21 protein-coding genes and 2 pseudogenes are annotated in these 25,289 nt (G+C 68.2%); 18 read left to right on the top strand and 5 right to left on the bottom strand.

Going from position 1 to position 25,289, the window contains the following annotated elements; translation table 11 throughout:
* Window positions 1-11: 11 nt before the first annotated feature.
* The 3 genes from RZ84_RS30610 to RZ84_RS30600 all read right to left on the bottom strand — a co-directional run bounded on the left by RZ84_RS30610 (window position 12) and on the right by RZ84_RS30600 (window position 3,036).
* Complete coding sequence (locus RZ84_RS30610) at window positions 12-1,289, bottom strand: ABC transporter substrate-binding protein (RefSeq protein ID WP_198540073.1); 1,278 nt, start codon at window positions 1,287-1,289, stop codon at window positions 12-14.
* Between the two features lie 503 nt (window positions 1,290-1,792).
* A complete protein-coding gene (locus tag RZ84_RS30605) occupies window positions 1,793-2,197 on the bottom strand; it encodes a hypothetical protein (protein ID WP_043262602.1) in 405 nt (134 codons plus the stop codon).
* Complete coding sequence (locus tag RZ84_RS30600) at window positions 2,194-3,036, bottom strand: IS5 family transposase (protein ID WP_043262603.1); 843 nt, start codon at window positions 3,034-3,036, stop codon at window positions 2,194-2,196. The genes RZ84_RS30605 and RZ84_RS30600 overlap by 4 nt, the downstream gene beginning before the upstream one ends.
* Before the next feature lie 425 nt (window positions 3,037-3,461).
* On the opposite strand from RZ84_RS30600, the gene RZ84_RS30595 reads away from it, so the two are divergent.
* On the top strand, window positions 3,462-5,696 hold the full coding sequence (locus RZ84_RS30595) for a WD40/YVTN/BNR-like repeat-containing protein (RefSeq protein ID WP_157878959.1): 2,235 nt from the start codon (window positions 3,462-3,464) through the stop codon (window positions 5,694-5,696).
* Between the two features lie 836 nt (window positions 5,697-6,532).
* Here RZ84_RS30595 and RZ84_RS30590 read toward each other — a convergent pair.
* A pseudogene (locus RZ84_RS30590) lies at window positions 6,533-7,910 on the bottom strand (endo-1,4-beta-xylanase).
* A gap of 453 nt (window positions 7,911-8,363) precedes the next feature.
* On the bottom strand, window positions 8,364-9,440 hold the full coding sequence (locus RZ84_RS30585; RefSeq protein ID WP_052230260.1) for a LacI family DNA-binding transcriptional regulator: 1,077 nt from the start codon (window positions 9,438-9,440) through the stop codon (window positions 8,364-8,366).
* Between the two features lie 219 nt (window positions 9,441-9,659).
* Between RZ84_RS30585 and RZ84_RS30580 the strand changes: the two genes are divergently transcribed.
* The 17 genes and pseudogenes from RZ84_RS30580 to RZ84_RS30515 form a co-directional block, all read left to right on the top strand.
* Complete coding sequence (locus RZ84_RS30580) at window positions 9,660-10,967, top strand: ABC transporter substrate-binding protein (RefSeq protein ID WP_043267561.1); 1,308 nt, start codon at window positions 9,660-9,662, stop codon at window positions 10,965-10,967.
* Between the two features lie 9 nt (window positions 10,968-10,976).
* Window positions 10,977-11,933 carry a carbohydrate ABC transporter permease gene (locus RZ84_RS30575; protein ID WP_043267559.1) on the top strand — a complete coding sequence of 319 codons (957 nt, stop codon included), beginning with the start codon at window positions 10,977-10,979 and terminating at the stop codon, window positions 11,931-11,933.
* Between the two features lie 36 nt (window positions 11,934-11,969).
* Window positions 11,970-12,893 carry a carbohydrate ABC transporter permease gene (locus RZ84_RS30570; protein ID WP_043271300.1) on the top strand — a complete coding sequence of 308 codons (924 nt, stop codon included), beginning with the start codon at window positions 11,970-11,972 and terminating at the stop codon, window positions 12,891-12,893.
* Window positions 12,894-12,991: 98 nt separating this feature from the next.
* Window positions 12,992-14,419, top strand: a complete 1,428-nt coding sequence (locus tag RZ84_RS30565) for a GH1 family beta-glucosidase (protein ID WP_043267556.1) — start codon at window positions 12,992-12,994, stop codon at window positions 14,417-14,419.
* A gap of 145 nt (window positions 14,420-14,564) precedes the next feature.
* The gene (locus tag RZ84_RS30560; protein WP_043271298.1) at window positions 14,565-16,949 is read left to right on the top strand and encodes a beta-xylosidase/alpha-l-arabinosidase; all 2,385 of its coding nucleotides are present in this window, start codon (window positions 14,565-14,567) and stop codon (window positions 16,947-16,949) included.
* A 50-nt stretch (window positions 16,950-16,999) separates the two neighbouring features.
* Window positions 17,000-17,851: a GH12 family glycosyl hydrolase domain-containing protein gene (locus tag RZ84_RS35655; RefSeq protein WP_078894370.1), complete on the top strand. Its 852-nt coding sequence runs from the start codon at window positions 17,000-17,002 to the stop codon at window positions 17,849-17,851.
* Entirely contained in the window at window positions 17,848-18,210 is a 363-nt protein-coding gene (locus RZ84_RS37320; protein WP_157878958.1) for an RICIN domain-containing protein, read from the top strand. Before RZ84_RS35655 ends, RZ84_RS37320 begins: the two co-directional genes overlap by 4 nt.
* A 6-nt stretch (window positions 18,211-18,216) precedes the next feature.
* On the top strand, window positions 18,217-18,951 hold the full coding sequence (locus tag RZ84_RS30545) for a hypothetical protein (protein ID WP_198540072.1): 735 nt from the start codon (window positions 18,217-18,219) through the stop codon (window positions 18,949-18,951).
* The gene (locus tag RZ84_RS39975; RefSeq protein WP_198540071.1) at window positions 18,948-19,265 is read left to right on the top strand and encodes a hypothetical protein; all 318 of its coding nucleotides are present in this window, start codon (window positions 18,948-18,950) and stop codon (window positions 19,263-19,265) included. Before RZ84_RS30545 ends, RZ84_RS39975 begins: the two co-directional genes overlap by 4 nt.
* Entirely contained in the window at window positions 19,256-21,145 is a 1,890-nt protein-coding gene (locus RZ84_RS30540; RefSeq protein WP_198540070.1) for a site-specific integrase, read from the top strand. Before RZ84_RS39975 ends, RZ84_RS30540 begins: the two co-directional genes overlap by 10 nt.
* Window positions 21,142-21,597, top strand: a complete 456-nt coding sequence (locus RZ84_RS30535) for a hypothetical protein (RefSeq protein ID WP_043267552.1) — start codon at window positions 21,142-21,144, stop codon at window positions 21,595-21,597. Before RZ84_RS30540 ends, RZ84_RS30535 begins: the two co-directional genes overlap by 4 nt.
* A 156-nt stretch (window positions 21,598-21,753) precedes the next feature.
* Complete coding sequence (locus tag RZ84_RS39315) at window positions 21,754-21,975, top strand: hypothetical protein (RefSeq protein WP_157878957.1); 222 nt, start codon at window positions 21,754-21,756, stop codon at window positions 21,973-21,975.
* An 82-nt stretch (window positions 21,976-22,057) separates the two neighbouring features.
* Entirely contained in the window at window positions 22,058-22,633 is a 576-nt protein-coding gene (locus tag RZ84_RS38445; RefSeq protein ID WP_052230258.1) for an integrase, read from the top strand.
* Entirely contained in the window at window positions 22,623-22,925 is a 303-nt protein-coding gene (locus tag RZ84_RS37310) for a hypothetical protein (protein WP_241777934.1), read from the top strand. The genes RZ84_RS38445 and RZ84_RS37310 overlap by 11 nt, the downstream gene beginning before the upstream one ends.
* A 75-nt stretch (window positions 22,926-23,000) precedes the next feature.
* The gene (locus tag RZ84_RS30520) at window positions 23,001-23,669 is read left to right on the top strand and encodes a hypothetical protein (protein WP_157878956.1); all 669 of its coding nucleotides are present in this window, start codon (window positions 23,001-23,003) and stop codon (window positions 23,667-23,669) included.
* A gap of 253 nt (window positions 23,670-23,922) precedes the next feature.
* On the top strand, window positions 23,923-24,519 hold the full coding sequence (locus tag RZ84_RS42405; protein ID WP_277816890.1) for a DUF6262 family protein: 597 nt from the start codon (window positions 23,923-23,925) through the stop codon (window positions 24,517-24,519).
* Window positions 24,520-24,924: 405 nt separating this feature from the next.
* Window positions 24,925-25,269: pseudogene (locus RZ84_RS30515) on the top strand (transposase); the annotation flags it as partial.
* Window positions 25,270-25,289 lie beyond the last annotated feature (20 nt).

Here is a 25,289-nt window from a genome sequence, read left to right as displayed (position 1 = left end):
TCCCCTGCCGGTCAGTTGCCGATGGCGGCGGCGATGTCGGTCTTCACCTGCGACCAGCTCTCGTCAGGGGACCGATGCTGGGTCTCGACCCGGGCAATGCCCCTGTCGATGGCGTCCCTGATCGTGCCGTCCTTGGAGCCGGTCGTGGCCACCGTCAGCTTCGCGGCCGAATCACCGAAGATCTTCCCGATCGCCGCGGCCGATTTGCCGTCGGGGCCGCTGAAGTACGTGTCGGTCGCACCGGTCACCGACGGGTCGGCCGCTGCCTTTCTGTTCGACGGGAACATGCCGACATTGGCGAACAGCGTCGCCTCCTGCCGCGCCGACGTCAGCCAGGCGATGAGGTCGTACGCCTCCTTCTGGTGCTTCGACGCCTTCGGAATGGCCAGGTACGAGCCGCCCCAGTCGCCACCACCGCCGGGGATCGTGGCGACGCTCCAACGTCCCTTCGCGCTGCCGGCCTGCGACTTGATGTAGCCGATCATCCAGGACGGGCAGGCGATCGTCGCGAACGATCCGGTGGCGAAGGAGGTGTTCCAGTTCTGCGAGTACTGGCTCAGGCCCGCCGTCATGTCGGTCGTCGCGATCTTCATCGACTCGTCCCACGCCGACTTCACCGCCGGGTTCGAGTCCCAGACCACCTTGCCGGAGCCGTCGTAGTACTGCTGCCGCGACTGGCCGATGATGGTGTTGTAGATGCCGCTCGCGGTGTCCACCCAGTGCGAGCCGGCCGGCGCGTGCTGCAGGTACTTCTGGCCGGCCTGGACGTAGCCGTCCCAGCCATGGGCCCACAGTGCCGACACCGAGGCCGAATCGGTCGGCAGCCCCGCCTGCTCGAACAGGTCGGCGCGATAGCAGATCGCCAGCGGGCCGATGTCGTTGCCCAGGCCGATCTGCTTGCCGTCCGGCGTCATCGACGCCTGCCACTTCCAGTCGTAGAAGTTGTTCTTCAGCGACGAGGCACCGAGCGTGTTCAGGTCGACGAACTTGTCGCCGAGGTTGTGCGTCGCGTCGGCGATGTGGCCGACTTCGAGCCCCTGAACGTCGCCGAGGCCGCTGCCGGACGCGAGCGAGGTCTGCAGGGCGGTGTAGTAGCCGCTCTCCTGCTCGGTCGTCGAGTAGTCGATCCTGATGTTCGGGTGGAGCTTCATGTACGCGTCGAACAGACCGGCCTCCTTGTAGCCGAACGTCCCGAACAACCGCACCTTCAGAATGACTTGGCCGGACGAGCTGCCCTCATTCGACTGCGAACTCGAACACCCGGTGACTGCAACGGCGTTGGCGGCCACCAACGCCGTGAGCGCGGTCAGCCAGCTCCGCTGTCTTGCCCTCAGCATGGTGCCTCCTGGGATGGAAAGCGATTGCAAAGGAACGTGCCGAGGAGCATGCAACCCACGCGAGATAGTCGTCAAGACCCGAACTCGACCCGTTTCCCGGGATGATGGGCCGCCCGGCACGCGGAGCCATCCCGCGCAACGAATGCCCGCGTTGCGCACGGACAGGGATCGGGCGGTCCGCGTTGCACTGCCTCTGGTCGGCGGCGAGCCGACGCTACCCAGGTCATCACCAGCGGGGACAGCACTTCGAAATCAGGGGTAGCCGGGTTCGGGGTGCCCTCGACAGCGATCTTCCTCAACTCCGGATCAGCGTTGCCCAACCGCCGCAGATCCGCGGCGACCCGGCCGGTGCGCACCGCAGGGGACTCGCCTGAACTCTCAGAGGGCGGTTCGTGAGTTGAGGTCCGTTTCGAGGTGAGGTTGGGGCATGGCTGCTGGTCGCGGGCCTTCGTCGGTTACAGCTTCCTGGCGAAGTTGCCGGTATCGATCTCGGTCAGGATGCCGAGCTTGACCAGGCGTTTCAGCTTGGCGCGAGTGCCTTCGATGTTCTTTGGCAGCAGTTCGTGGTCGAGGGCTTCGCAGACATCGCGGGCCCGCAGCGGGCCACTGGCCTGGTTGAAGACGGCGAGGATGTGGGGATAGTCCGGGTGATCGGGCAGTTCGGGTGAGGTGGCCTGGGCGGGAAGCCGGTCGGCGAGGGCGGTGACGGTCTTCCGGGTGATCGCCAGGTGCTCGAGGTGGGTCTCAGCCTCGTGCAATCGCCCCTGCAATTCCGTGATCTGGGTGCGGAGACCGTCGGCCAGGGCCCGGGCGGCATCCTCCTGGAGGCCAAGCGCGTCGAGCAGGGGCTCGACGTTCACACTGTCACCGCCTCGCGCCAGGTGGGGGTGTTCGCACCGGTCAGGCGGCGGGCCATGACATGGCTCATCGCCCAGTAGACGCGGGAGGCGGAGGAGGAGGGGCGGTGCTCGTAGTCGCGGACCAGACGCCGGTGCAGTATCAGGATCCCGTAGGTCTGCTCGACCCTCCACCGCTTGGGCAGCGGAACGAACCCCGCATCCTGCGGGTTGCGTTCGACGATCTCGACGTCGATGCCCAGGCCGGCTCCATGCGCGACGACCTGGTTTTTGAAGCCTTGGTAGACCAGGGCCTTGCGGACGGTGCCGCCGGCGTGCTCGGCGACCTGCTCCAGCAGTGCGATGCCCGCGGCGTTGTCGTGGGTGCTCGCGGCCAGCACGATGACGGCGATGACCAGCCCGAGCACGTCGACGGCCAGGCCCCGCTTGCGGCCCGGCACCTTCTTCGCCGGATCCCGGCCGGTCGTCGTGGCGGGGACCCCGGCGGCCGCATGGACACTCTGGGTGTCCAGCACCACCAGGGTCGGGTCCTCTAATCGCCGGGCCCGCTCACGGACCTGGCAGCGCAGGAGCTCGTGGATGACCTGGTCGGTACCGTCGTCCCGCCAAGCCGCGAAGTAGTAGTACGTCGCGCTCTTCGGCGGCAGATCGTGCGGCAGGTAGGCCCACTGACACCCGGTCCGGCCCTGGTAGAGGATGGCGTTCACGATCTCCCGCATCGCATAGGCGCCCTGGTGGCCGCTGACCGAACGGTGCCGGTCCTTCCACCCGGCGATCACCGGCTCGATCAGCGACCACTGCTCGTCCGATAAGTCACTTGGGTACGGCTTGCGTTCACTCACTCCGCCACACCAGCAGATCACCGGCTGCGGACCGGCAGATTCCGCCCGTGCCCACACCATCAGGCGACGACAGAGCCACCCAAAGACTCACGAACCGCCCTCTCACAGGCGATGCGACAGAGACTCGAACTCCCCTTTCTGCCCTGAGGGTTGACACCGCTGACCGTTGATGTCATGTTCACAGCTCGCAAGCGCTTGCAATCGCGCAGTTCACTTGACATGGGCGCTCGCCGGGGAACCGTCACGGCCTGACCGGCGGCTCCGGCATCACCACCCAGAGCGACACCTCAGCCTTCGGCGCCCCCCACACCGGAACGCCCGGCCGCCCTGATCCGGCCTGGCTCCTGCGCCACGGATCAGGGCGGGTCCCCCCTTACCGGAGGAACTCTCCACGGAGGTAACAGATGCTCAGAAGGAGGAAGCAGATGCTCAGGCCCCTAGCCCGATGGTTCATGGCCATCGGCTTGGCCGCCGCATCCTGCCTGGTCGCCGTCGTCGGGAACGGTCATGCGCGGGCGACGACCGCAAGCATCGCCAGTTCGTCGACCACCTGGCAGCACGTGGCGATCGGGGGTGGCGGCTACGTCACCGGCATGGTCGCCCACCCGGCGCAGAAGGATCTGATCTACACCCGCACCGACGTGGGCGGCGCCTATCGGTGGAACCCGGATGACGGGAGCTGGACGCCGATCACCGACGGGATCAAGGCCGACGATCGCGACCTGTACCGGATCGAGTCGCTGGCGGTCGCCCCCACCGAACCCGGCACCGTCTACCTGGCGGGTGGCAGCGGCTCAGCCACTGAAAGCGCCATCATGAAGTCCACCGACCGCGGCGCCACCTGGACCGTCAACCGGATCGGGATCCCGATCGACGGCAATCCGGGCGGCGAGAGCGACGACCCGGCGCGCAGTTCCGGTGAGCGGCTCGCGGTCGACCCCGGCACGGCCGGCATCGTCTACTACGGCTCCCGCAAAGACGGGCTGTGGCACAGCACCAACGCAGGCACCACCTGGTCCAAAGACACCCGGTTCCCCGTCACCGGCACACCCGGCCGCGGCGTGACCTTCGTGCTGTTCGCACGCACCAACGAACCCGCCGGCACCCCTACCCGGACCCTCTACGCCTCCGTGTACGGCAGCGGCATCTACCGCAGCACCGATGCAGGGGCGACCTGGGCACTGCTGAAAGGCAGCCCCACCGAGCCCAACCGTGCGGCACTGGCATCCAACGGAGATCTGTACGTGACCCACAAGAGCGGCGTCGCCAAGTACTCCAACGGGACCTGGAGCGACGCGACGCCTCCGACCGCCGCGCAATACAACGCGATCAGCGTGGATCCGGCCAACCCCTCCCACGTCATCACGATCGCGGCCAACCGCACCAACAACAACCCCATCTACCAGTCCACCAACGCCGCGGGCAGCTGGACCAAGGTCTCGTACACGAGGAAAAACACCGTCCCGTGGTGGCCGGACTCCTACTGGTCGGCGAGCCCGGCCAGCGTCACCTTCGATCCGTTCCACGCCGGCCGGGTCTGGTACACCGACTGGTACGGCACCTGGCGCACCGACGACATCACGGCGAGTCAGTCGACCTGGACCAACTACGAGAAGGGCCATGAGGAGACCGTGGCCGTCTCCAACATCGCATCACCTCCCTCCGGGCAGGCCCTCCTGCACAGCGGGGTGGCCGACAACGGCGGTTTCGACCACACCTCATTGACCGGCTTCCCTGCCGCGAGCTACCGGGCCAGGGGCTTGCAGGGCACAACGACCGGCCTGGACTTCTCCGAGGCCCACCCCAACTTCCTCGTTCGCGTCGGCCGCGACGGCAACAGCGGCCCCACCTCCCAGAGCGGCTACTCCACCGACGGCGGCAACACCTACACCCCGTTCCCCAGCCAGCCCGAAGCCGCCGGACGCGTGGCCGTGTCAGCCGCCTCCGACCGGATCGTCTGGGCCGCACAAGGAGCCGGCAACGGACAAGTCCGCTACTCAACAGACCGCGGATCCAGCTGGAAGGCATCGGCGGGCGCCCCCAGCGGCCTGATCCCCACCGACACGAACTGGAACAGCTGCCATCCGCTCGCCTCCGACCGGGTGGACGGCAACAAGTTCTACATCTACAAAGCGGGCAGGTTCTACCGCAGCACCGACGGCGGCGCCACGTTCGCCGACACCGGCGCAACCGGCCTGCCCAACGTCGGGTGCGACGACTCCTTCGGAGCGTTCAAGGTCGCCGCTGCCCCCGGCATCAACGGCGAGGTGTGGATCAGCTTCGGCACCAACGGGCTCTACCGGTCGACCGACTCCGGCAAGACCTTCACCAAGGCGGCCGGCGTGTCCAACGCCCGGGTGTTCGGGTTCGGCAAGGGCCCCGGCACCGGTTCGCCGAACCCGGCCGCGCCACCCTCGCTCTACGTCCACGGTGTCGTGAACGGGGTCGACGGCATCTTCCGCTCCGACGACCTCAGCGGCAGCTGGACGAAGATCAATACAACCGAGGCGATCGGCTGCCGACTCAAGGACATGACCGGCGACCGCCAGGTCTCCGGCCGGGTCTACATCGCCACGGACGGGTGCGGCATCTACTACGGCCGGCCGGCCACCGCTGCGCCGCCCGGACCGATCCACTCGGCGCCGGCGAGCCACAAGTGAGCCGACGACAACACGGGCGGTCGACCGCCAACGACAAAGGCCGGTCCCGATGTGGGACTGCAACGACACCAGCGCGCAGAACTGACACTGGGCCAACGGAGTCCAGCAGCACGACGGACCGAGCGGCAAGCGCACGAACCTCACCGAGGCAGGGCGCGTCGAACGGCACGCTGGTGGAGTTGCGGGACTGCAACGGGGGACGAACCATCAGTGGACGTTGCCATAATCCCCATGCGTGAAAGCTGACACAGGGGTCGCCGCAGGCGTCGTCGTCCTGGCTGGTGCCAGGACGACGACGCTGCTTGGCCGTGGTCACCCACTCGATCATCCAGCGGACCGGAGTAGCCGCCGATCAGCGTTGAGTCAGCATGCACCCTGCCAGAGGAGGTTTCAGCTGGCGACACATGCACATGCGCCAATCCGCCCCGCACCACCCCTGAGCTGCAAAGGTGCTGGCCAACCCGCTACTCCCACAACACCGCCGCCACCCCGGTGTCATGGGAACCCGAAGAGCTACAACAAGGCATCGTTGCAGGTCAGAGGGTTTTCGAGGTCAGCAAGTCAGTGCAAAGTCAGCATCGGCGGCGCCTCACCAGGGAACGAGCCGGTTCCCGAGGCCATACGCCGACGCCGCGGTCCCAACCTCCGCAACGTCCGGAGGTTGAACCTGGTGCCAGTTATGGCGCCACAGTACAGCCGTCTTCGGTGATCCTCGCACTCCGGCTGCCGGGGCAATTCCTCCTTCTCTCCGGCATGCTGTGTTGCCCAGTAACCATCACCTCGGCCTGCCACCAGGAGAACGATGGCGGGCCGAGGTGAAGCTCCATGACACCGTGTCAGGGGCAGAACGCCTGCGCGGGGGTGAAGGGGGCTCCGTCGTACGGTGACGTCCCAGGGCGCTGGGTGCCGTTCTTCATGGCGATGAAGCCGAAGCTCGTCGATGCTCCGGCGGCCAGGCTGCCGTTGCCGTTCGGCCTCATCATCATGACGTTGCCGCTGCTGCCCCAGGTGGGTGTGCCGTGCCACGGGCCGGAGATCCTCCGCGGAGGCGTGATGGTGACGGTCGGGTTCCCATCGCTGATCGCGGAACTGCCCGCGGTGATGGTGACCTTGCCGTTGAAGCGGTCACTCCCTTCCTCGGCCTTGCTGTACGCCGGGGGTGCCGCCGAGCACGGTCAACACCGCGTTGTACGCGGGCTTCTTGGTGTAGTTGTCGTCGAAGAGCAGTGGCGTTCCACCAGAACGCCACGAGTACTTGTCGGTGACGCCCCAGACGGTGATGCCAGTGCAGCGCGAGACCGCCAGGCAGGCCCGCACGGCGTTGCGGTAACCGTCGGCCTGTGCCGCGCCCGAGCCCTCAATGTCCAGCTCGGTGATCTGCACGTCGACGCCGAGGTCGGCGAAGCGCCGCAGGTTCGCCTGGTAGTCGGACGGGACCGGGGAGGCGCTGTTGAAATGGGACTGGAAGCCGACACAGTCGATCGGTACGCCGCGCGCCTTGAAGTCCTTGACCAGGTTGTAGACGGCATTGCTCTTCGCGTTGATGCCCTCGATGTTGTAGTCGTTGTAGCAGAGTTTGGCGGCCGGGTCGGCGGCACGGGCGGTGCGGAACGCCTCCTCGATGTAGCCGTCGCCGAGCTTGTCCTGGAAGGGCGAGCTGCGTCGGGCGCCGCTGTCGCCATCCTGGAAAGCCTCGTTGACGACGTCCCAGGAGTGGATCTTGCCCTTGTAGTGCTGCATGACCTGGGTGATGTGGTTGTTCATCGCCGACCTGACGTCGTCGGCCGTGCCGAGGCCGCCGACCCAGCCGGGCAGCTGGTTGTACCACACCAGGGTGTGCCCGCGGATCTTCATGCCCTTGCTCTGGGCGTGGTTCACGATCTGGTCGGCGGAGCCGAAGGTGAAGGTGCCGCGGGTGGGTTCGGTCGCGTCCCACTTCATCTCGTTCTCCGGCGTCACGGAGTTGAACTGGGTGTCGAGTGTCGAGGCGTACGGGGCTTCGCCCAGGTGGTTTGCGGCGACGGCGGCGCCGAAGTAGCGGCCCTGCTCGGCGGCCGCGGCGCCGAGCGTATTGGCGGCCTGGGCGGTGCCTGCGAGGGCGGTGACGCCGGCGGCGGCGAGTAAGCCCGCCGTGCCGAGGGCCAGTGCGGTGTGGGTGCGCGAGCGTCGGGGCCTGCGCTCAGGAGGCGGGTCGATAGTCGTGCGGGTCGCCATCTTGTCCCCATTCTTCGGGTGGTGGGCAGGATCCGGCGGCATAACCGGGCAAGGCGGGCATTCCGCCGTCCGAAAGTTTCGGAGCAATTTCCGAATTATTGACGGACCTTAGAAGCCCTCTCCTCTGGCGTCAACAGACTGCGCACCCACAACTTCAGTCAGCGCGGAAGCCCCCTCGGCGGGGCCCCGGCCCCCTGGCGACTCGAAAGTTTCGAAGGCTCTGCGTCTACCTTGCGACGCTCTCGGCACGGGACCCCTGCCGGTACCGACACTTCGGGCCCCGGGCCGGCCCCAGAAGTCATTCACCGTCGTCTGCACGTGCTCCAGCTCGACAACCGTCCGCCGCCCGTCACCCTCCGGCATGAGCCGTCCCCAAGGCGCAGCGGCCGGGCATCCGACGCCCTCAACCGCCAGCCGCACCGGCCCTACGACAAGGCCCGGGGGGGGTCCGGCTCAGGTGGTGGACACGCCGGGCGCGGCCCCGGTGCTCTCCCGGACGACCAGGTGCGTGGCCAGCTCCATCCGCAACGTGGGGCCGGGCAGCACCGCGTCCGCGCCCTGCAGCACGATGCGGGCGGCGAGGGCCGCCATCTCGCGCAACGGCTGGCGCACCGTGGTCAGCGGCGGGGATGCCCAGGCGGCGTTCGGGACGTCGTCGAACCCGACGATGCTCACGTCGGTTGCGACCCGTAGTCCGGCCTGCCGGATCGCCTCATATGCGCCCAGGGCCATCAGGTCGCTGCTCGCGAAGACCGCGGTAGGAGGGTCGGCGAGCGCGAGCAGGTCACGCATGCCGGAGAACCCGGTCGTGTAGTAGAAGTTACCGGGTTGCTGCAGTGCCGGATCGACCGCGAGGCCGGCTCCCTCAAGCGCCGCGCGGTACCCGTCCAGGCGCGCCCGCGCGGACAGGGTCTCTTCCAGGCCCTGCAGGATGCCGATCCTGCGGTGCCCCAGGTTGATCAGGTGCTGGGTCGCGGCCATGCCGCCTTGCCAGTTCGTCGCGCCGACCGTCGGCACTCCAGTATCGGGGCTGCCGACCGGGTCGATCAGGGCAAGCGGGATGTCCAGGGAGTTGACGTGCTTGCGCTGTGCCGGGGTGAGGTCGGTGACCGCCAGGATGACTCCGTCGGAGCCGCGCTGTGACACACGGTCCAGCCACCGCCGGGTGTGGGTGGTGGTTCCGTGGGTTGCGGTCACCACCACCTCGCTGCCGTGCTCGGCCGCCGCGCTCTGTACCCCCTGCATCAACTCGCCCGCCCACAGGCTGTCCACCTCGCGGATGACCAGGTCGACCAGGCCGACCGTCTTCTTCGGGCGGGCGCGACGGCGTAGATAATTGTGCCGTTGCAGCAACTCCTCGACGCGGGCCCGGGTCTCCGGCGCCACCTCGTCGCGGCCGTTGAGGACCTTGGAAACCGTCGGTGCCGACACCCCGGCCTCACGGGCGATCTCGGCGATGGTGATCCGGGCGGCGGGATCGGCGGCCCCGGACGTGACCGTCGTTCCGCTACTGCTCCGTCGGCCGGGCATGGGCGACCTCGTCTCTGTGTCGGCTCGTTGTGGCCAGCATACGCGCGAATAACTCCGATTATTTCGGAAAGTTTTCGGCATGCCCACCCGGCAACAAGCTCCGATCCCTTTCCGTGACCTGCCCGAAATGTCCGTTGACGCCGCAGCGGGGGTGCTCTACGTTGCCCGACACGTGTCAGAGAAATATTCGGAAAGTTTCGTCGTACGGAAGGGGTCGCGATGAAATCTGGCAGAGCACTGCGAGGCACCACGGTTGCCGCAGCCTCGGTGCTGGTGCTGGCCCTCGCCGCCACGGGCTGCGGCGGCTCCGGCGGCTCGGCGTCCGGAAAGGTCACCATCCGGATCTCCACCTTCTCCAACATGGGTTTCAACAAGTCGGGGCTGTTCCAGGAGTACGAGAAGCTCCACCCCGACATCACCATCAAGGAGGACAACGCCGCCGATGAGACCACCTATTGGCAGGCCCTGCAGCCCAAGCTGGGCAGCGGTCAGGGCCTGGGCGACATCGTCGGTGTCGAGGTGGGCCGCATCCGCACCATCGCCGGGAGCAAGGCCGGCATGTTCGCCGACCTCTCGCATGCCCCGGGCGTCCGGCCCGGCTCCTTCTATCCGTGGAAGTGGGCCCAGGCCAAGGCCGAGGACGGCGAGGTGCTCGGCCTGGGGACCGACATCGGCCCGATGGCCGTGTGTTACCGCAAGGATCTGTTCCAGCAGGCCGGGCTGCCCACCGACCGCACGGCCGTCGGCAAGCTGTGGGCGGGTGACTGGGCGAAGTACGTGGATGTCGGCGAGAGGTTTCAGAAGCAGACCAAGGACAAGAGCCTGCGCTTCATGGACACCGGCAACGGCCTCTACAACGCCATGATCTTCGGGCAGGCCACGTCCTACTACGACGCTTCCGGCAAGCTGGTCTACGACAGCAACCCCGGTGTCAGACGGGCCTATGACCTGGCAGCGCGTGCCAACACCTCGGGTCAGACCGCCAAGCTGCAGCAGTTCCAGGCCAATTGGCGCACGTCGTTCTCGGCTGCCAGGTTCGCCACCGTGGTCTGCCCGTCCTGGATGCTCGGCCAGATCTCCCAGAACTCCGGGCCCTCGGGCGAGGGTAAGTGGGACATCGCCAAGGCCCCCGCCCCTGCCAACTGGGGCGGATCGTTCCTGACCGTTCCCAAGAACAGCAAGGTCAAGGACGAGGCCGAGAAGCTCGCCGCCTGGCTGACCGCTCCGGCTCAGCAGGCCAAGGTCTTCGCCAACGCCGCCGCGGGCAACTTCCCGTCCGACCGGACCGTGGCCGCCGCCCCCGCGGTGGCCGGCACCCGCAACCCGTACTTCAACAACGCTCCCGTCGGGCAGATATTCGGGGTGGCGGCCAAGAGCATGCCCACGGTGAACATCGGTGCCGATCAGCGCATCATCACCGACGCCATCTCCACCGGCCTGACGCGGGTCGAGCAGCAGGGCATGGACCCGGACACGTCCTGGCGACAGGCCATGGGCGAGATCAAGTACGCCATCGGGAAGGGCTGAGGGATCCGCATGGCATCCGCCCACACGGCCACCGCCTTATCCGACGCGCGGCGCGCGACACGGCGTGGCCGGCGCTACCGCTGGGACCTCAAGGCCACCCCGTATGCGTATGTGGCGCCGTTCTTCGTCCTGTTCGGAGCGTTCGGTCTCTACCCTCTGGTCTACACCTCCTGGCTGTCGCTGAACGACGTGCAGCTCTTCGACCTCAATGCGATGTCATGGGCCGGGTTCGCGCACTACGGCGAACTGTTGACCAGCCCGCAGTTCTGGAAGGCGTTGCGCAACACCTTCTCCCTCGGGGTCATCTCGGCGGTTCCGCAGCTGCTGATGGCGCTCGGCCTGGCGCACCTCTTGAACTACCGGCTGCGCGGCGCGCTGGTGTGGCGGGTGGCGTCGCTGGTGCCGTACGCCACCTCGATCGGTGCCGCCGCGCTGTTCTTCCAGTTCGTCTTCAGCCGGGACTTCGGCCTGGTGAACTGGGCGCTGCACGGCCTGGACCTGGGCCGGGTGGACTGGGAGAGCGGCACCCTCTCCTCCCAGCTGGCCGTCTCGGCCATCGTCATCTGGCGCTGGACCGGCTACAACGCGCTGCTGTACCTGGCCGCCATGCAGGCCATCCCGCAGGAGCGTTACGAGGCGGCGGCGCTGGACGGCGCCTCCCGCTGGCAACAGTTCTCGAACGTCACGATCCCCGGCATCCGCCCCACCATCGTCTTCACCGTCGTGATCTCCACCATCGGCAGCATCCAGCTGTTCGGCGAACCACTGATCTTCGGGGGCGGCCCGCAAGCGGTGCAGGGCGGCGCCAACGGCCAGTACCAGACGCTCGGTTTGCTGCTCTATCAGACAGGTTGGGCCGACGGGAACGCCGGGCGGGCCTCGGCGCTGGCCTGGCTGATGTTCCTGCTGATCGTCGTGATCGCGTTGATCCAGGCAGTTGTCGCGCGCCGCGTAAGGAAGGGATGACGCCGTGAAGGAAGGGATGACGCCGTGACCGTCCCGATGGAGACCACCAGTACCGGCCGGTCCCTGACGCTACGCCGCCCCGATGACCCCCGCCCCCGCCCCGGCCGCCGCTCGCGGCCGCTGTTCAGGCCCGGTGCCGGGCGGCAGGCGCACGCCGGCCCGCTCGCCTACTTGCTGCTCGGCCTGATGACTGTGCTGTCGCTGTTCCCCCTGTACTGGACGATGGTCGCCGCCTCGACCTCCAGCCAGGCCATCAACCGGGCGAACCCGCCGCTGCTTCCGGGTGGCAACCTGATCAGCCACCTGGGCACCGCTTGGCAGCACGCGGACCTGGGCACGGCGGTGCTCAACTCCTTCGTGGTTTCCGGATCGGTGGCGCTGTCCACCGTGCTGTTCTCCACCCTCGCCGGATTCGCCTTCGCCAAGCTCCGGTTCCGGTTCCGCACCGCACTGTTGCTGGTCGTCATCGCCACCACCGCGGTCCCGCCCCAGCTCAGTGTGATCCCGCTGTTCCAGATCATGACCTCGCTGGGCTGGTACGACCACCTGCCGGCAGTGATCGCCCCGACGCTGGTGAGCGCGGTCGGCGTGTTCTTCATGCGCCAGTACCTCGCCGAAGCACTGCCCTACGAACTCATCGAGGCCGCCCGCGTGGACGGAGCGGGCTCCCACCGGATCTTCTGGCACGTGGTCCTGCCCATGGCCCGGCCCGCGATGCTGGTGCTGTTCCTCATCACGTTCGTGCAGTCCTGGAACGACTTCTTCTGGCCGTTCGTCGTGCTCACCTCCGAGAACCCGACGGTGCAGGTGGCGATGGTCAAGCTGGCCCAGGGCTTCGTCCCCGACCAGTCGGTGATCATGGCGGGCGCGCTCCTTGGCACCCTGCCCCTGCTGCTCCTCTTCCTGGTGTTCGGCCGGCGCATCGTCGGCGGCCTGATCCAGGGCGCGCTGAAGGGCTGACCACGCCCGCCGACACTCCGTGCGCGTCGATGACCCACGTGTGCCGCCGGTTCCGGCGCCATCACCGGCACCGAGCCGAACAGACAAGGAATACCCCCATGCCTCTTCCCCACGGATTCCTCTTCGGGAGCGCCACCGCCGCCTACCAAGTGGAGGGCGCCGTCGCCGAGAACGGCCGCACCCCGTCCATCTGGGACACCTTCTGCGCCCGCCCCGGGGCCATCGCCGACGGCAGCAGTGGCAAGACCGCCTGCGACCACCTGCACCGCTACCGTGAAGACGTCGCCCTCATGGCCGAACTCGGCCTGAACGCCTATCGGTTCTCCATCTCCTGGCCCCGGGTGCAACCGGGCGGCCGAGGCCCGCTGCACCGCACGGGCATGGACTTCTACCGCAGGCTCGTCGACGAGCTCCTTGAGCGAGGCATCACCCCGCTGCCCACCCTCTACCACTGGGATCTGCCACAGGAGCTGGAGACTGCATCCATCAGCGGCTCCGCCGCGGGCGGGGGCTGGCCGGAACGGGCCACAGCCGAGCGCTTCGGCGAGTACGCCGCTCTGGTCGGCGACGCGCTGGCAGACCGCGTCACGACCTTCACCACCCTCAACGAACCCTGGTGCAGCGCCTTCCAGGGCTACGCCTCCGGAGTGCACGCCCCCGGCCGCACCGAACCGGACGCCGCGCTGCGCGCCGCCCACCACCTCAACCTCGGCCATCTGCGAGCCGCCGAAGCGCTGCGCACACACCCCGGGGTCCGGGTGGCGATCTCCCTGAACCTCCACGAGGTCCGCCCACTCACCGGCTCGGATGCCGACCACGACGCCGCGCGGCGCATCGACAACCTCGCCAACCGCATCTTCACCGGACCGCTGCTGGACGGCAGCTACCCCAAGGACCTGTTCGCCGACACCGCGCAGCTGACCGACTGGTCCTTCGTCAAACCCCAGGACGTCCCCCGCGAACCCGCGATCGACCTGCTCGGCATCAACTACTACACGCCCACCCTGGTTTCCCGTCCCCGGCCCGGCGACAGCGACGTGTCCGGCGAGGACGGCCACGGCACCGGCGCCGCCTCTCCCTGGCCGGGCACCGACGGCCTGGTCCGCTTCCACCAGCCGCCCGGTGAGCGCACCGCCATGGGCTGGACGGTCGATGCCGGCGGACTGCGCGACCTGCTGCTGCGCACGACCCACCGCCACCCGAGGCTGCCGCTGCTCGTGACGGAGAACGGCGCCGCCTTCGACGACGCCCTCGACCCGGATGGTGGCGTCCATGACCCGCGCCGTACCGCCTACCTGCACTCCCACCTCCAGGCCGTGGAGCAGGCCGTCGCCGGGGGCGCGGATGTGCGCGGCTACCTGGTCTGGTCGCTGCTGGACAACTTCGAGTGGGCGTACGGCTACGAGAAGCGCTTCGGCCTGGTGCGGGTCGACTACGACACCCAGCGCCGCACCGTCAAGGACAGCGGTCGGTGGTACGCCCGGGTCGCCCGCACCGGGACCCTGCCCCCACTCGCGCCCGCCTGACACCCGGCCGCGCAGTACCACGACATCCTGTCGCGCCCGGTTCCCGCGACACGCATCCGCTTGACGAACAAGACCCTCGAATCGCCCTTCGGACCTACAGGCAGGCCGCCCGCCGAGGTCCCCGAACACGAGGATGGCCGCCACCATGTCGGCACACCTACCAGTCGATGCCCCCCTTCCCGCCCTGCCCCCGTGGAAAGACGTCGCGCTGCCCGCCGAGCGCCGGGTCGCCGCACTGCTTGAGCGGATGACACTGCCGGAGAAGGCAGCGCAGCTGTACGGCATCTGGGTCGGCGCGGACCCGCAAGGCGACGGGGTCGCCCCGCACCTGCACGAGAACCTTCCGGCCGATGTCGACTGGCAGGCCCTGATCCCGCTCGGGATCGGCCAGTTGACACGACCGTTCGGCACCGCCCCCATCGACCCGACACTCGGCGCCCAGGCACTGGCCCGCGCGCAGCGGCAGATCACCGCCGCAGGCCGGTTCGGCATCCCGGCGATGGCCCACGAGGAGTGCCTGGCCGGGTTCGCCGCCTGGAGAGCCACCTGCTACCCGGTGCCCCTGGCCTGGGGAGCGTCGTTCGACCCCGACCTGGTGGCCGAGATGGCCGCCGCCATCGGGCGCGACCTGCGCAGAGTCGGCATCCACCAGGGGCTCGCGCCCGTACTCGACGTGGTGCGCGATCCGCGCTGGGGACGCGTGGAGGAGACCATCGGCGAGGACCCGTGCCTGGTCGGCACCGTCGGCTCCGCCTACGTACGGGGCCTTGAGTCGGCCGGAGTGGTCGCCACGCTCAAGCACTTCGCCGGCTATTCCGCCTCGACCGGGGCCCGCAACCTGGCGCCCGCCCGCATCGGACGGCGGGAGCTGGCCGATGTGCTGCTGCCGCCGTTCGAGCTGGCGCTCCGGGAGGGCGGTGCCCGCTCCATCATGCACTCCTACGCCGAGATCGACGGCGTACCGGCGGCGGCCGATGCGCAACTGCTCACCCAACTGCTCCGCGAAGAATGGGGGTTTGCCGGGACGGTCGTCGCCGACTACTTCGGCATCGCCTTCCTGCAGACCCTGCACCGGGTCGCCGCGGACGCCCCGGAGGCCGCCGCACTCGCGCTGACCGCCGGGGTGGACGTCGAACTGCCGACCGTGCACGCCTACGGCACCGAACTGATCGCAGCTGTCGAACAGGGGCTGGTAGCCGAGGAGTTGGTGGACCGGGCGGCGCGGCGGGTGCTGCTGCAGAAGTGCGAACTCGGCCTGCTGGACGCTGACTGGGACCCGCAGCCCTCCCCTGGCCCGGTGGATCTCGACCCGCCGGGCAACCGGAAGCTGGCGGCCCTCCTTGCCGAGGAGTCCGCGGTGCTCCTGGCCAATCCGCATGGGCTGCTTCCGCTGGCGCAAGGGCCGCGGCGAATCGCCGTCGTCGGCCCGCTCGCCGACGACCCGGCGGCCATGCTCGGCTGCTATTCCTTCCCGATGCACGTCGCACCGCAGCATCCCGGCACGCCGCTGGGCATCGAGATCCCGACGCTGCTTGAGACGCTGCGCGCGGAGTTCACCAGCGCCACGGTGACGCACGCGGCGGGCTGCACTGTGGTGGACGACGAGGGCGATAACGAGCCCGACGACTTCGCGGCAGCCGTGCGCGCGGCGGCGGAAGCCGAGGTGTGCCTGGCAGTGCTCGGCGACCGTGCCGGACTCTTCGGGCGCGGCACCTCGGGAGAGGGCTGCGACGCGGCCGATCTGCGCCTGCCCGGCCGCCAGGGCAGGCTGCTCGATGCCCTCGTCGAGACCGGTACGCCAGTGGTCCTGGTGCTGCTCGCGGGCCGGCCCTACGCACTCGGCGACTACAGCGACCGCCTGGCCGGGACGATCCTCGCCTTCTTCCCCGGCGAGGAAGGAGCCCAGGCGGTGGCCGGGGTGCTGTCGGGCCGGGTGTGTCCATCCGGCCGACTGCCCGTCAGCATCCCGCACGGTCCAGGCGGCCAGCCGTGGACGTATCTGCAGCCGCAGCTCGGCCTGGCCGGCGACGTCAGCAGCCTGGACCCCACCCCGCTGTACCCCTTCGGGCACGGGCTGTCGTACACATCGTTCTCCTGGGAGCCGGAGTCGATCGCCCCCGGCGCGGAGGAGATGACGGCGTACGGAGCGGTGGAGGTACCGGTCGTGGTGCGCAACACCGGCACGCGCTCCGGGACCGAGGTCGTGCAGCTGTACCTGCATGACCCGGTGGCCCAGGTGACACGCCCGCACATGCGACTGGTGGGATACGCGCGCATCCCGCTGGCACCGGGCGAGAGCGCCCGCGTGGTGTTCCGGTTCCACGCCGAGCTGGCCGGCTTCTGCGGTACGGCGGGGCACCGGATCGTGGAACCCGGCGGCCTTGAACTGCGCCTGGCGGCTTCCAGCGCAGCGGTCCGGCACACCTGGCGGGTGCGGGTCGTGGGAGCCGAGCGGCGGCTCGACGGGGTGCGGATGCTGCGCTGCCCCGTACGGATCGAACCCGGCCCCGAGGAGCACAACCAACACTGACCAACCGGGCGCAGCGGAGCGCGCCCGGGTGACAGAGAGAGGAAACCACCATGAGCGACATACCCAAGCGGCCACGACGCAGGGCCGGAGCAATAGCGGCTCTACTGGCCACCGCGCTCATCGGCACACTTTCACTGGTGACAGTGCCGTCGGCATCGGCGTCACTGGTGACGGCGCCATCGGCGTCGACCGGCACCACCACCCTCTGCGACCAGACAGGCAGCACGGCCGTGTCGGGCGGAAAGTACATCGTCCAGAACAACGAGTGGGGCGACAACATCCGGCAGTGCATCGACGCCTTCGACGGCGGCTTCACCTACGCCTCGGGCTACCACAACCTGGCGGGCCACGGTGCGCCGGCGGCCTATCCGTCGATCTACGCAGGCTGCCACTGGGGCAAATGCTCCAGCGGCAACGGCCTACCGCAACAGGTGTCGTCCTTCACCAACCCGCAGTCCAGCGTGAACCTCACCACCCCCAACAGCGGCCAGTGGGACGCCTCCTACGACATCTGGTTCGACACCAACCCCCACCCCACCGGGCAGAACAACGGTGAGGAGCTGATGATCTGGGCCAACCACTCCGGCCCCCCGCAGCCATTCGGCACGAAGGTCGGCACCGTCCAGCTGGAGGGCGCCAACTGGGACGTGTGGTACGCCCGCCAGGGCACCAACACCCAGTGGAACACAGTCTCCTACGTCCGCCAGCAGCCCACCAACACGCTGACGGTCAACATCAAGGACTTCACCAACGACTCGATCACACGTGGCTACCTGCAGCCCTCCTGGTACATGACCAGCGTCCAGTTCGGCTTCGAACCATGGGTCGGCGGCCCCGGCCTGGGCGTGAAGAACTTCTCCTACACCCCCAACGGGAGCGCCTGGCGGGCGGCGCGGTCGTGAGGCAGCAGAGCAGAAGCAGCCCTGACCCCAGCGGCCGGGGCAGCTCGGACGGCACCCCCGTCCAGTTGTGGGACTGCTCCGCCGACCGGAACCGGCAGCAGATGACGGCAGGCTCCACCGTCGTCAACCCGAGGACGGGCAAGTGCCTGGACGTGTCCGGCAGCACTGCGAACGACACCCGCACGCACCTGCGTTCGTGCAACCGCACCGCAGCGCAGCAGTGGCGGTGCCACACGAACGGCACGGCCACGAACACGCAGTCCGGCACGTGTCTGGACGCCGGCGGCTCCGACAGCGCCGCCCTGCTGCAGATCCGGGACTGCTGGGCCACCTCCAACCAAGTCTGGTCGCGCAAGTAGCACTACATGGGGGAGCCCGGTGGCCATCCCGACCACCGCTGCGGCCCCGGGCTCCCCTCCCCGATCCGCAGACGGGCGCCCCTTGAAGATCCACCGCTCCCGGATCCGCACCACCCACGAGGCGATGCGGGACAAGAGCGCCTGGACCGGCAGCGGCCGGGCGACGATCGACCCGAACCACACCCGTCGACCGAGGGTGACCACTACCTGACCGCCGTCACCCCCACTCAGCAAGGAGCCGTCGAGACCATCATCGAGGACGCCCAGCACGACATGCTGCGACGTTCCCACCCGCCCACCGTAATCACCGAAGAGGACGCTGCGGTACTGGCCGAGGGCTATCCGCAGCTGGTCGCTGCCATGGACCTGGACGACGCGGCGATCGCCGAGCTGGTCGGCGGGCAGCGCGATGTGTTCACCGCGGCTTGCGGTGACCAGCTCTCCGGGCTGCACGGCCCGAAGGGAAAGCCCTGTCCGGCCCGCCCGTGGGTCTGTCTACTCTGCCCGTTGGCGGTCTTCGCCCCACGGCACGCGGTCAACCTGCTGCGGCTGAAGGCGTTCTTCTCCCGGCAGTGGCAGCAGATGCCCGCCGCCCAGTTCACGGCCGTTTTCGGGCCCTACGCCGCCCGCATCCAGCAAGTCCTGGACCGTTTCGATCCCGCCGTTCTCGCCCCGGCCGCCGCTGGTGTCGCCGACCGGGATGACGAACTGCCCCTGCTTCCCGAGGAGCTCACCGCGTGACCGCCCCCGCTGCCGTCTCCTCCTTCGACGGCCGTTCCGCAGTCCTCCCAGGCGCCGACGTCTGCCACGAGGCCGGTCTTGCCCTGCCCGACGAGGCGAACCGTCCGCACTTCGAGGACGACATCTGGGACTTCACCCACGTCGTCGGTCTGCCGGCTCAGATGGCCCGATGCACACGGCGCTTTGACTTCGCGGCCATCACCGATGCTCGTTGGCCGCTGGTCGCCAAGGAACTCGTGCTGGCGATGCTCGCCCCCAGACACGCGTCGGTCATCCCGCTGCCCCGCGCCTATCGAACCGCCTTTTGCACCTGACCACCTGCGCGGGCCGGCTGGGTGAACTCAACCGATTCTTCGAATGGTTGGAAGACAAGCAAGTCCCCGGTCTGGAACAGCTCGACACCCGGCTCTGCGAGGCATACCTGGCCCACCGCCGCTTCGTGCTCGACGAGCACGGGACCGTCGTTGGTGAACAGAGCCACGGAACCAGGCGCTCGGCCGCACAGGTCGTCGTCGACCTCGTCAATTACCGCGAGCTGTTCACTGCCGACCGCGTCTCTGCGGACCTGCGGCCGTGGGGTGGTGCCACGGCCGCGGCCGTCGCCGAGATGCCCTGCGGCCGGAGCCAGAACAAGACCCCACCGGTTGAAGGCACCGTGCTGCAGCCGATGCTCGCCGCCGCGCTCTATTGGGTCTCCACTCTCGGTCCTCACGCTGTCGAACTCGCCCGGGAAGTACGGGAAGCCGACCGCAGCTCGTCCTGCAAGGCGAAAGGGCTCCGCCCGGCTGGTTCCGCGCCGGTGGCCGAGTTCACGAGCTTGCTGGCCGAGTACGAGCGAACGTGCACACCGCTGCCGATGCTGGCCGACCACCACATCGCTGACCGGCTCGCCGGCGGCTGGGATCCTGATGATCTGCTGCTGCCGGTGGCCACGGGCGTTCTGGCCCGGCAGGCCGGGGCCAGCCAGTTCTGGTCACGATGGCTCCCGATCCTGCGCGGACCGCTGGAGACCACCCTTGCAGTGGTGGGAGTGGAGAGGGCCTTCGGCCGTGATGCTGCTGAGGTCAAGGCAGCGGACGGGACATCCTCGCTGCCTTGGACACTTGCCCTGCACCGGCTGGAGGCCGTTGCCCTGGTCGGCATCGTCCGCACCGCCGCGATCATCACGCTGGCCACGGTGTCCGGAATGCGCGCGAGTGAACTGATGGAGCTCCGGGTCGGCTGCCGCCGCCCGCCCGAGGAACCTGTTCCCGGCCTCAGCCGGTTCCGGATCGCCAGCAAGGTCGTCACAGGCCAGCCGCTCGGCGGAACCGACGACGAATGGGTCGTCGTCGAGCCGGTCTATCGCGCCGTCGAGCTCACCGAGCAACTGCACGACAGCCCAAAGGATGGCGCCCTGCTGTTCGGCCGGTTCGCCTTCGACGTCCGATACCGATGGTTCAGGAACTGGATCAACTCCAGCTCCGGGCAACGGCTCGGGCTCGCACCCATCCCTGACGGGCCTGTGAATCTGAGGATGCTGAGGCGGACCCTGGCTCTGGAAATGGCCTACCGGCCCGGCGGAGTCCTGGCTTCCAAGATCCATCTCAAGCACGTCGCCGTGGCCACGACAGAAGGCTATGCTTCCCGCCCTGGCGGGGCTCAGGCCGAGCTTCTCGCCGAGGTCAACAAGCACGAGAGCGACCGCAACCTCGACCTCGTCCTCGCCGAGTTCCGAAACTACCAGCAAGGCGTCCTCCCGGCAGGCCCCGGCGCCCGCAGCCTCACCGAGTTCTTCGCGCACATCGACGCCGAACTCGACGCGACCGCCGCGAAGGCGCCGAAGACCCAGCGCAGTGACCGCGACGTGCTCAACCTGCTGACCAAACGCGCCAAGGTCCTCCACCTCGGGCCCGCGAACTACTGCTGGTTCACCGACCCGTCCCGGGCGCTCTGTCTCAAGCTGGCCGGCACCCCGACGGCAAACCGTCCACTGGTCGGGATGTGTGACTCCGCCCACTGCCCGCAGGCCACCCATCACCCTTGTCACCGCCCCGTCTGGGCCGAGCACGCCGAACGCACCGGGACTTTCCTCGGCCAACTCGGCACCACACGCAAGACCGAACGCTCCCGGCTTCAGGCCGACTACGACCGAGCCCTCCGTGTCGTCGCCGAGATCGACGCCGCCGGCACCATGGACGAGGAATCTGCATGAGAATCTCCGCAGCCCAACGGGCCGAGAAGGAGAACCGCATCCGGGCCGCCATGGACCGGCTCCTCCGAGGCGAGATCCCGCCCGGCGGGAAGTGCGACATCAAGACTCTCGCCAACGAGGCCGCCGTCGACCGCACCGCGTTCTACGGCACTCGCCCCTACGCTCATCTCCGCGAAGTTTTCGAGCGACGTCTGCAGGCCCTGCAGCAGGTCGGCGAGATCCCCGACCCCCGCGAAGCGCAAATCATCCGGCTCAAGACAGAGATCGCCAAGCTCAAGGAACGGCTGACCGCGTCGGAACAGGCCGTCGACGAGCTCACCGACTTCCGCACCCAGGCCCTGGCCCGGCTCGCCGCCCAACACGAGGAGATCGTCCACCTTCGGCAGACAGCCGCTGACGCGAGCCGCGTCACCCGGCTCCCCTCCGGACGTTCGTCGGCGACGGTCAATTGATCGTGCAGTTGAGACGCGCACATCCTCGGGCGCGTGGCCCTGCGGCCATCGGAGACTCGCTCCCTTCGCAGCCAAAGCCGCTCGTTGACCTTGCCCTTGGGGCAAGCCACAACATCAGCGGGCCGGCGGAATCACCCGGCAGGAAGAGGAGCGAGGATGGACACCGAGATCCACCAGCTGCGTCACCGCGAGCTGATACGGGAGGCCGACCGCTACCGCCTCGCCCGCGAGGCTATGAAGACCGAACCGGCCTCCCAAGCCGCCGCACCCGGCAAGAGTCGACCGAGTCGCCTGGCCGCCCTGAACAGGCTCTGCGGAACACCATGGAGGAAACGGCGCGTGATCGGGAACGCTTCAACACCCCACCAGCGGCAGTGATATGCATCACAAAGTCGCCGCTGGAATGCAACACGCACGTCGGTCAATGTGACGAATAAGGCGTCCTCGGAATGGCTGCTCAATGACCACACGGACTCATCTGCACACGGCCTCTGCGGGCACAAGCCACATCTTCGTCACCGACGCCATCATGAACGGCCTGCCCCCGCACATTGCCCAGGTGATCTGCGGGCACAAGAGCATCGACACCACGGTTGGTTACAAAGCGGTCTATCCCGCCGAAACTATCGAGGCCCACCGGGCCTTCATCGCCCGCCGGCGGGCAACTCGGCCCAGCGAGGAGTACCGGACCCCGACCGAAGAGGAGTGGGACGCCTTCCTCGCGCACTTCGAGAAGCGGAAGGTGTCCATCGGCACCTGCGCACGCGCCTTCGGGACCCCGTGCATTCATGAGCACGCATGCGTCAGATGCGCACTCCTTCGACCTGACCCGGCCCAACGCGCACGGCTTACCGAGATCCGCGACAACTTGATCGCCCGAATCGCTGAAGCCGAGTGGGAAGGCTGGCTCGGTGAGGTCGAAGGTCTCCAAGACAGCCTCGCGGGCGCCGAGCAGAAACTCCGCCAACTCGATCGCCACCCCAGAAAGCACGTGGCCGTCGACCTCGGCATCCCCGTCACGCGGGGTGATCGATGAACCCACGAAGCTGGGCCGCCGCACGGCCCACAACCAAGATCGAGAAATAGTTCAGAGAAGCAGGCTGCGCTGTTCCCTCCTGCGCCCCGATCCCGCCCAGCGGGGTCGGCTCGCCGAGATCCGCGACAACCTGCTCGACCGCATCGCCGAAGCCGAGAAGGAAGGCTGGCTCGGCGAGGTCGAAGGACTCCGCGTCAGTCTCGCCGGGGCGGAGGACAAGCTCGCCCAGGTCGACCGCCGCCGCGGCAAGCGCCCACCCGTCAACCTCGTGATCCCAGCCTTGCGAGTATGACGTTGCCCCAGACACGCCACGACCACTCACGAGATAGTGGGGACCGCACGTGGAAGCGAACCCCGGGGGGAATACGTGATCACAGGTGCTGAAGCCGCGACGGTGGCGAAAGCCAGCGCGAGCATCGCCAAGGGCATCAAGAGCACTCTCGCCCAGCCCGAGAGCAAGTGGCCCAACGTTCGCGAAGCCCTCATGGAGCTGTTCATCATCCTCGACGATTGGTGCGAGAGCGCCGAGGAAAGTAACAGAGTCGCGCGAGAAGCACTCCGTGCGCGACTGCCGATGCCTCTCGCGCCCCCACCGGCTCCGCGGATGCCGCCCGGGTCGGGGGTGCCTTCGCAGATGGCGACTGGGCACTTGAATATCTTCCCCGGGTACATCGAACGCACCACCGTGGACATCGAAGGCGTGCTCAGCCCTTCAGGCCCTTGGCTCAAGCGGTGGCGAGCTTCGAAACGCCGGGCTGCGGCGCGGCGCACCCTCCGCAGCATGCTGCGGATCTACTGCCCTGACCTGCTGGCCTCGTTCGAAGAAGCGGTGACCAACCGCGCGACCTGGGTGACCGAACACCGGAGCCGATTCACTGCGACCTTGACGGACCCTCAGACCTCCGTGGAGACACTCCGAACGATGGTGATCCACATGGAGGGGACGCTCCACAACTTGCGAGTGGCTCGCGATGACCTCCGCGAGCTGATCCACGACAACTACCCGCTGCCGTCCACTGATCAGGGCCCCGTATAGCTGTGGGTTGTACCAACCTCTGCGGAGACAAGTTCAGAGAAGTCTGCCTGACCTGCCCGATGTTCGTCACTACCCCGGAGTTCCTGCCCCAGCACCGGCAGCAGCATCAACAGCTCCTGCAGATCGTCTCGGCCCCCGAAGGCCCGCGGCCAGCTCCGCGTCGCCGAGATGAACCAGCAGGTCCTCGGCAACCTCGACCAGATCATCACCGCCCTGGAGGACGACGAGGCCGGCGGCGGATCGGAGGTGGCCGATGCGGGCTGACAACTCCCGACATATCGTCGACGCGGCCCGCAACCGCCACGAGTACCCCCGGGCCAAGGCGATCCAGGCCCTGCGCGAGATCGACGCCGCTGGCGCGACCGTCACCTTCGACACCGTGGCCCGCGCGGCCGGCGTCTCGCGGTCCTGGCTCCACACCCAGCCCGACCTGCGAGCCGAGATCGAACGGCTTCGGGCCGCGCGACGACGAGCGTCCGCCGACTCGGTGCCGGCCCGGCAGCGGGCCTCCGATGCCTCGCTCCTTCGACGGTTGGAAGCCGCCAACGAACGCAACCGCCGGCTCACCGAGAGAACCGTCAGCTCCGGAAGCAACTGGCCCGCGCGCTCGGCGAGCTCCGCGCCGCCCGATGGCAGAGCCAGCCCGCCCCCGGGCGCCGTTAACAGACGCGTCACTGGCCCCGAACGATCACAACGAGCCCCATCAACGTCGCGCATCGGGGCGACGGTGTGGTCGGCGTTGGGCCGAGGTCGATCTTGGCTCCCGCCCGGCCCGCGGTGGTGTCCGCCATGCGGCGAACAAGATTCCGGCCGCGCCGATCACGGCCTGAAGCGCCGCCGCACCAACTGACAGGCAGATCGCTGTGCAGGCGGCCAGGATGCACACGAGCGCGATCAAGTCGACCTTGCGGTGATCGAGCTCCGCCGGGGATTCCCGGGCGGCTTCAGCACCCGAAACAGCAGAGTTCTCTTCTGATGGCTCAACCTGCGACGACACCGCCAGTCCTTCCCAGTCGGGAAGGGCGGGCCCGCGAGGAACTCAGCCCCCGGACAAGCAACAAGCCGCTTCGCGCCGCATGTCTCCTGGGGTTGATTCCCCGGCTTCCATCGCTTGCGCGATGAAGCCCGCCCCCCAAAAACATGCAGCCAAGCGGCTACACTCAACGTACGTAAGTGGAGAACCGACGCCGTGTCAACTCCCTTCACCGCCTGTCTTAGACGTCGTCTCATTTGGTCTTGTCGGTAGCCTTGACTCGTGCTGATTGTGGAGCGTTTGGTGCCGGACGAGTTGTACGACCTGTTCCAGCGGGTGATGCCGCCTACTCCGTCACGGCCGCAGGGCGGGGGCCGGCGCCGATACGGTGACCGCGAGGTACTCGCGGCGATCATCTTTGTGGCCACAACGGGCTGCACCTGGCGGCAGTTGCCGCCGGTCTTCGGGCCGTCGGGACCGACCGCGCACCGACGCTTCACCGAGTGGTCCGCCGCCCGCGTCTGGGCGAAGCTACACCGGCTGATCCTTGATGAGCTGGGCTCGCGCGGTGATCTGGACTGGTCGCGCTGCGCGATCGACTCGGTGAACATGCGAGCCCTCAAAGGGGGGAACTGACAGGTCCGAAT

This window comes from Streptomyces sp. CT34 (assembly GCF_000805335.1).
GTDB lineage: Bacteria > Actinomycetota > Actinomycetes > Streptomycetales > Streptomycetaceae > Streptomyces.
The sequence above is the reverse complement of the archived record's forward strand: the minus strand, read 5'-3'. Positions and strand labels throughout refer to the sequence as shown.

What these genes read in the sequence shown, in the direction of transcription:
- RZ84_RS30595 (WP_157878959.1), top strand. Translation starts at nt 3,462, where the DNA reads ATGCTCAGGCCCCTAGCCCGATGGTTCATGGCCATCGGCTTGGCCGCC.
- RZ84_RS30585 (WP_052230260.1), bottom strand. Translation starts at nt 9,440, where the DNA reads ATGCCCGGCCGACGGAGCAGTAGCGGAACGACGGTCACGTCCGGGGCC.
- RZ84_RS30580 (WP_043267561.1), top strand. Translation starts at nt 9,660, where the DNA reads ATGAAATCTGGCAGAGCACTGCGAGGCACCACGGTTGCCGCAGCCTCG.
- RZ84_RS30575 (WP_043267559.1), top strand. Translation starts at nt 10,977, where the DNA reads ATGGCATCCGCCCACACGGCCACCGCCTTATCCGACGCGCGGCGCGCG.
- RZ84_RS30570 (WP_043271300.1), top strand. Translation starts at nt 11,970, where the DNA reads ATGGAGACCACCAGTACCGGCCGGTCCCTGACGCTACGCCGCCCCGAT.
- RZ84_RS30565 (WP_043267556.1), top strand. Translation starts at nt 12,992, where the DNA reads ATGCCTCTTCCCCACGGATTCCTCTTCGGGAGCGCCACCGCCGCCTAC.
- RZ84_RS30560 (WP_043271298.1), top strand. Translation starts at nt 14,565, where the DNA reads ATGTCGGCACACCTACCAGTCGATGCCCCCCTTCCCGCCCTGCCCCCG.
- RZ84_RS35655 (WP_078894370.1), top strand. Translation starts at nt 17,000, where the DNA reads ATGAGCGACATACCCAAGCGGCCACGACGCAGGGCCGGAGCAATAGCG.
- RZ84_RS30545 (WP_198540072.1), top strand. Translation starts at nt 18,217, where the DNA reads ATGGGGGAGCCCGGTGGCCATCCCGACCACCGCTGCGGCCCCGGGCTC.
- RZ84_RS30535 (WP_043267552.1), top strand. Translation starts at nt 21,142, where the DNA reads ATGAGAATCTCCGCAGCCCAACGGGCCGAGAAGGAGAACCGCATCCGG.
- RZ84_RS39315 (WP_157878957.1), top strand. Translation starts at nt 21,754, where the DNA reads ATGGACACCGAGATCCACCAGCTGCGTCACCGCGAGCTGATACGGGAG.
- RZ84_RS38445 (WP_052230258.1), top strand. Translation starts at nt 22,058, where the DNA reads ATGACCACACGGACTCATCTGCACACGGCCTCTGCGGGCACAAGCCAC.
- RZ84_RS42405 (WP_277816890.1), top strand. Translation starts at nt 23,923, where the DNA reads ATGCGGGCTGACAACTCCCGACATATCGTCGACGCGGCCCGCAACCGC.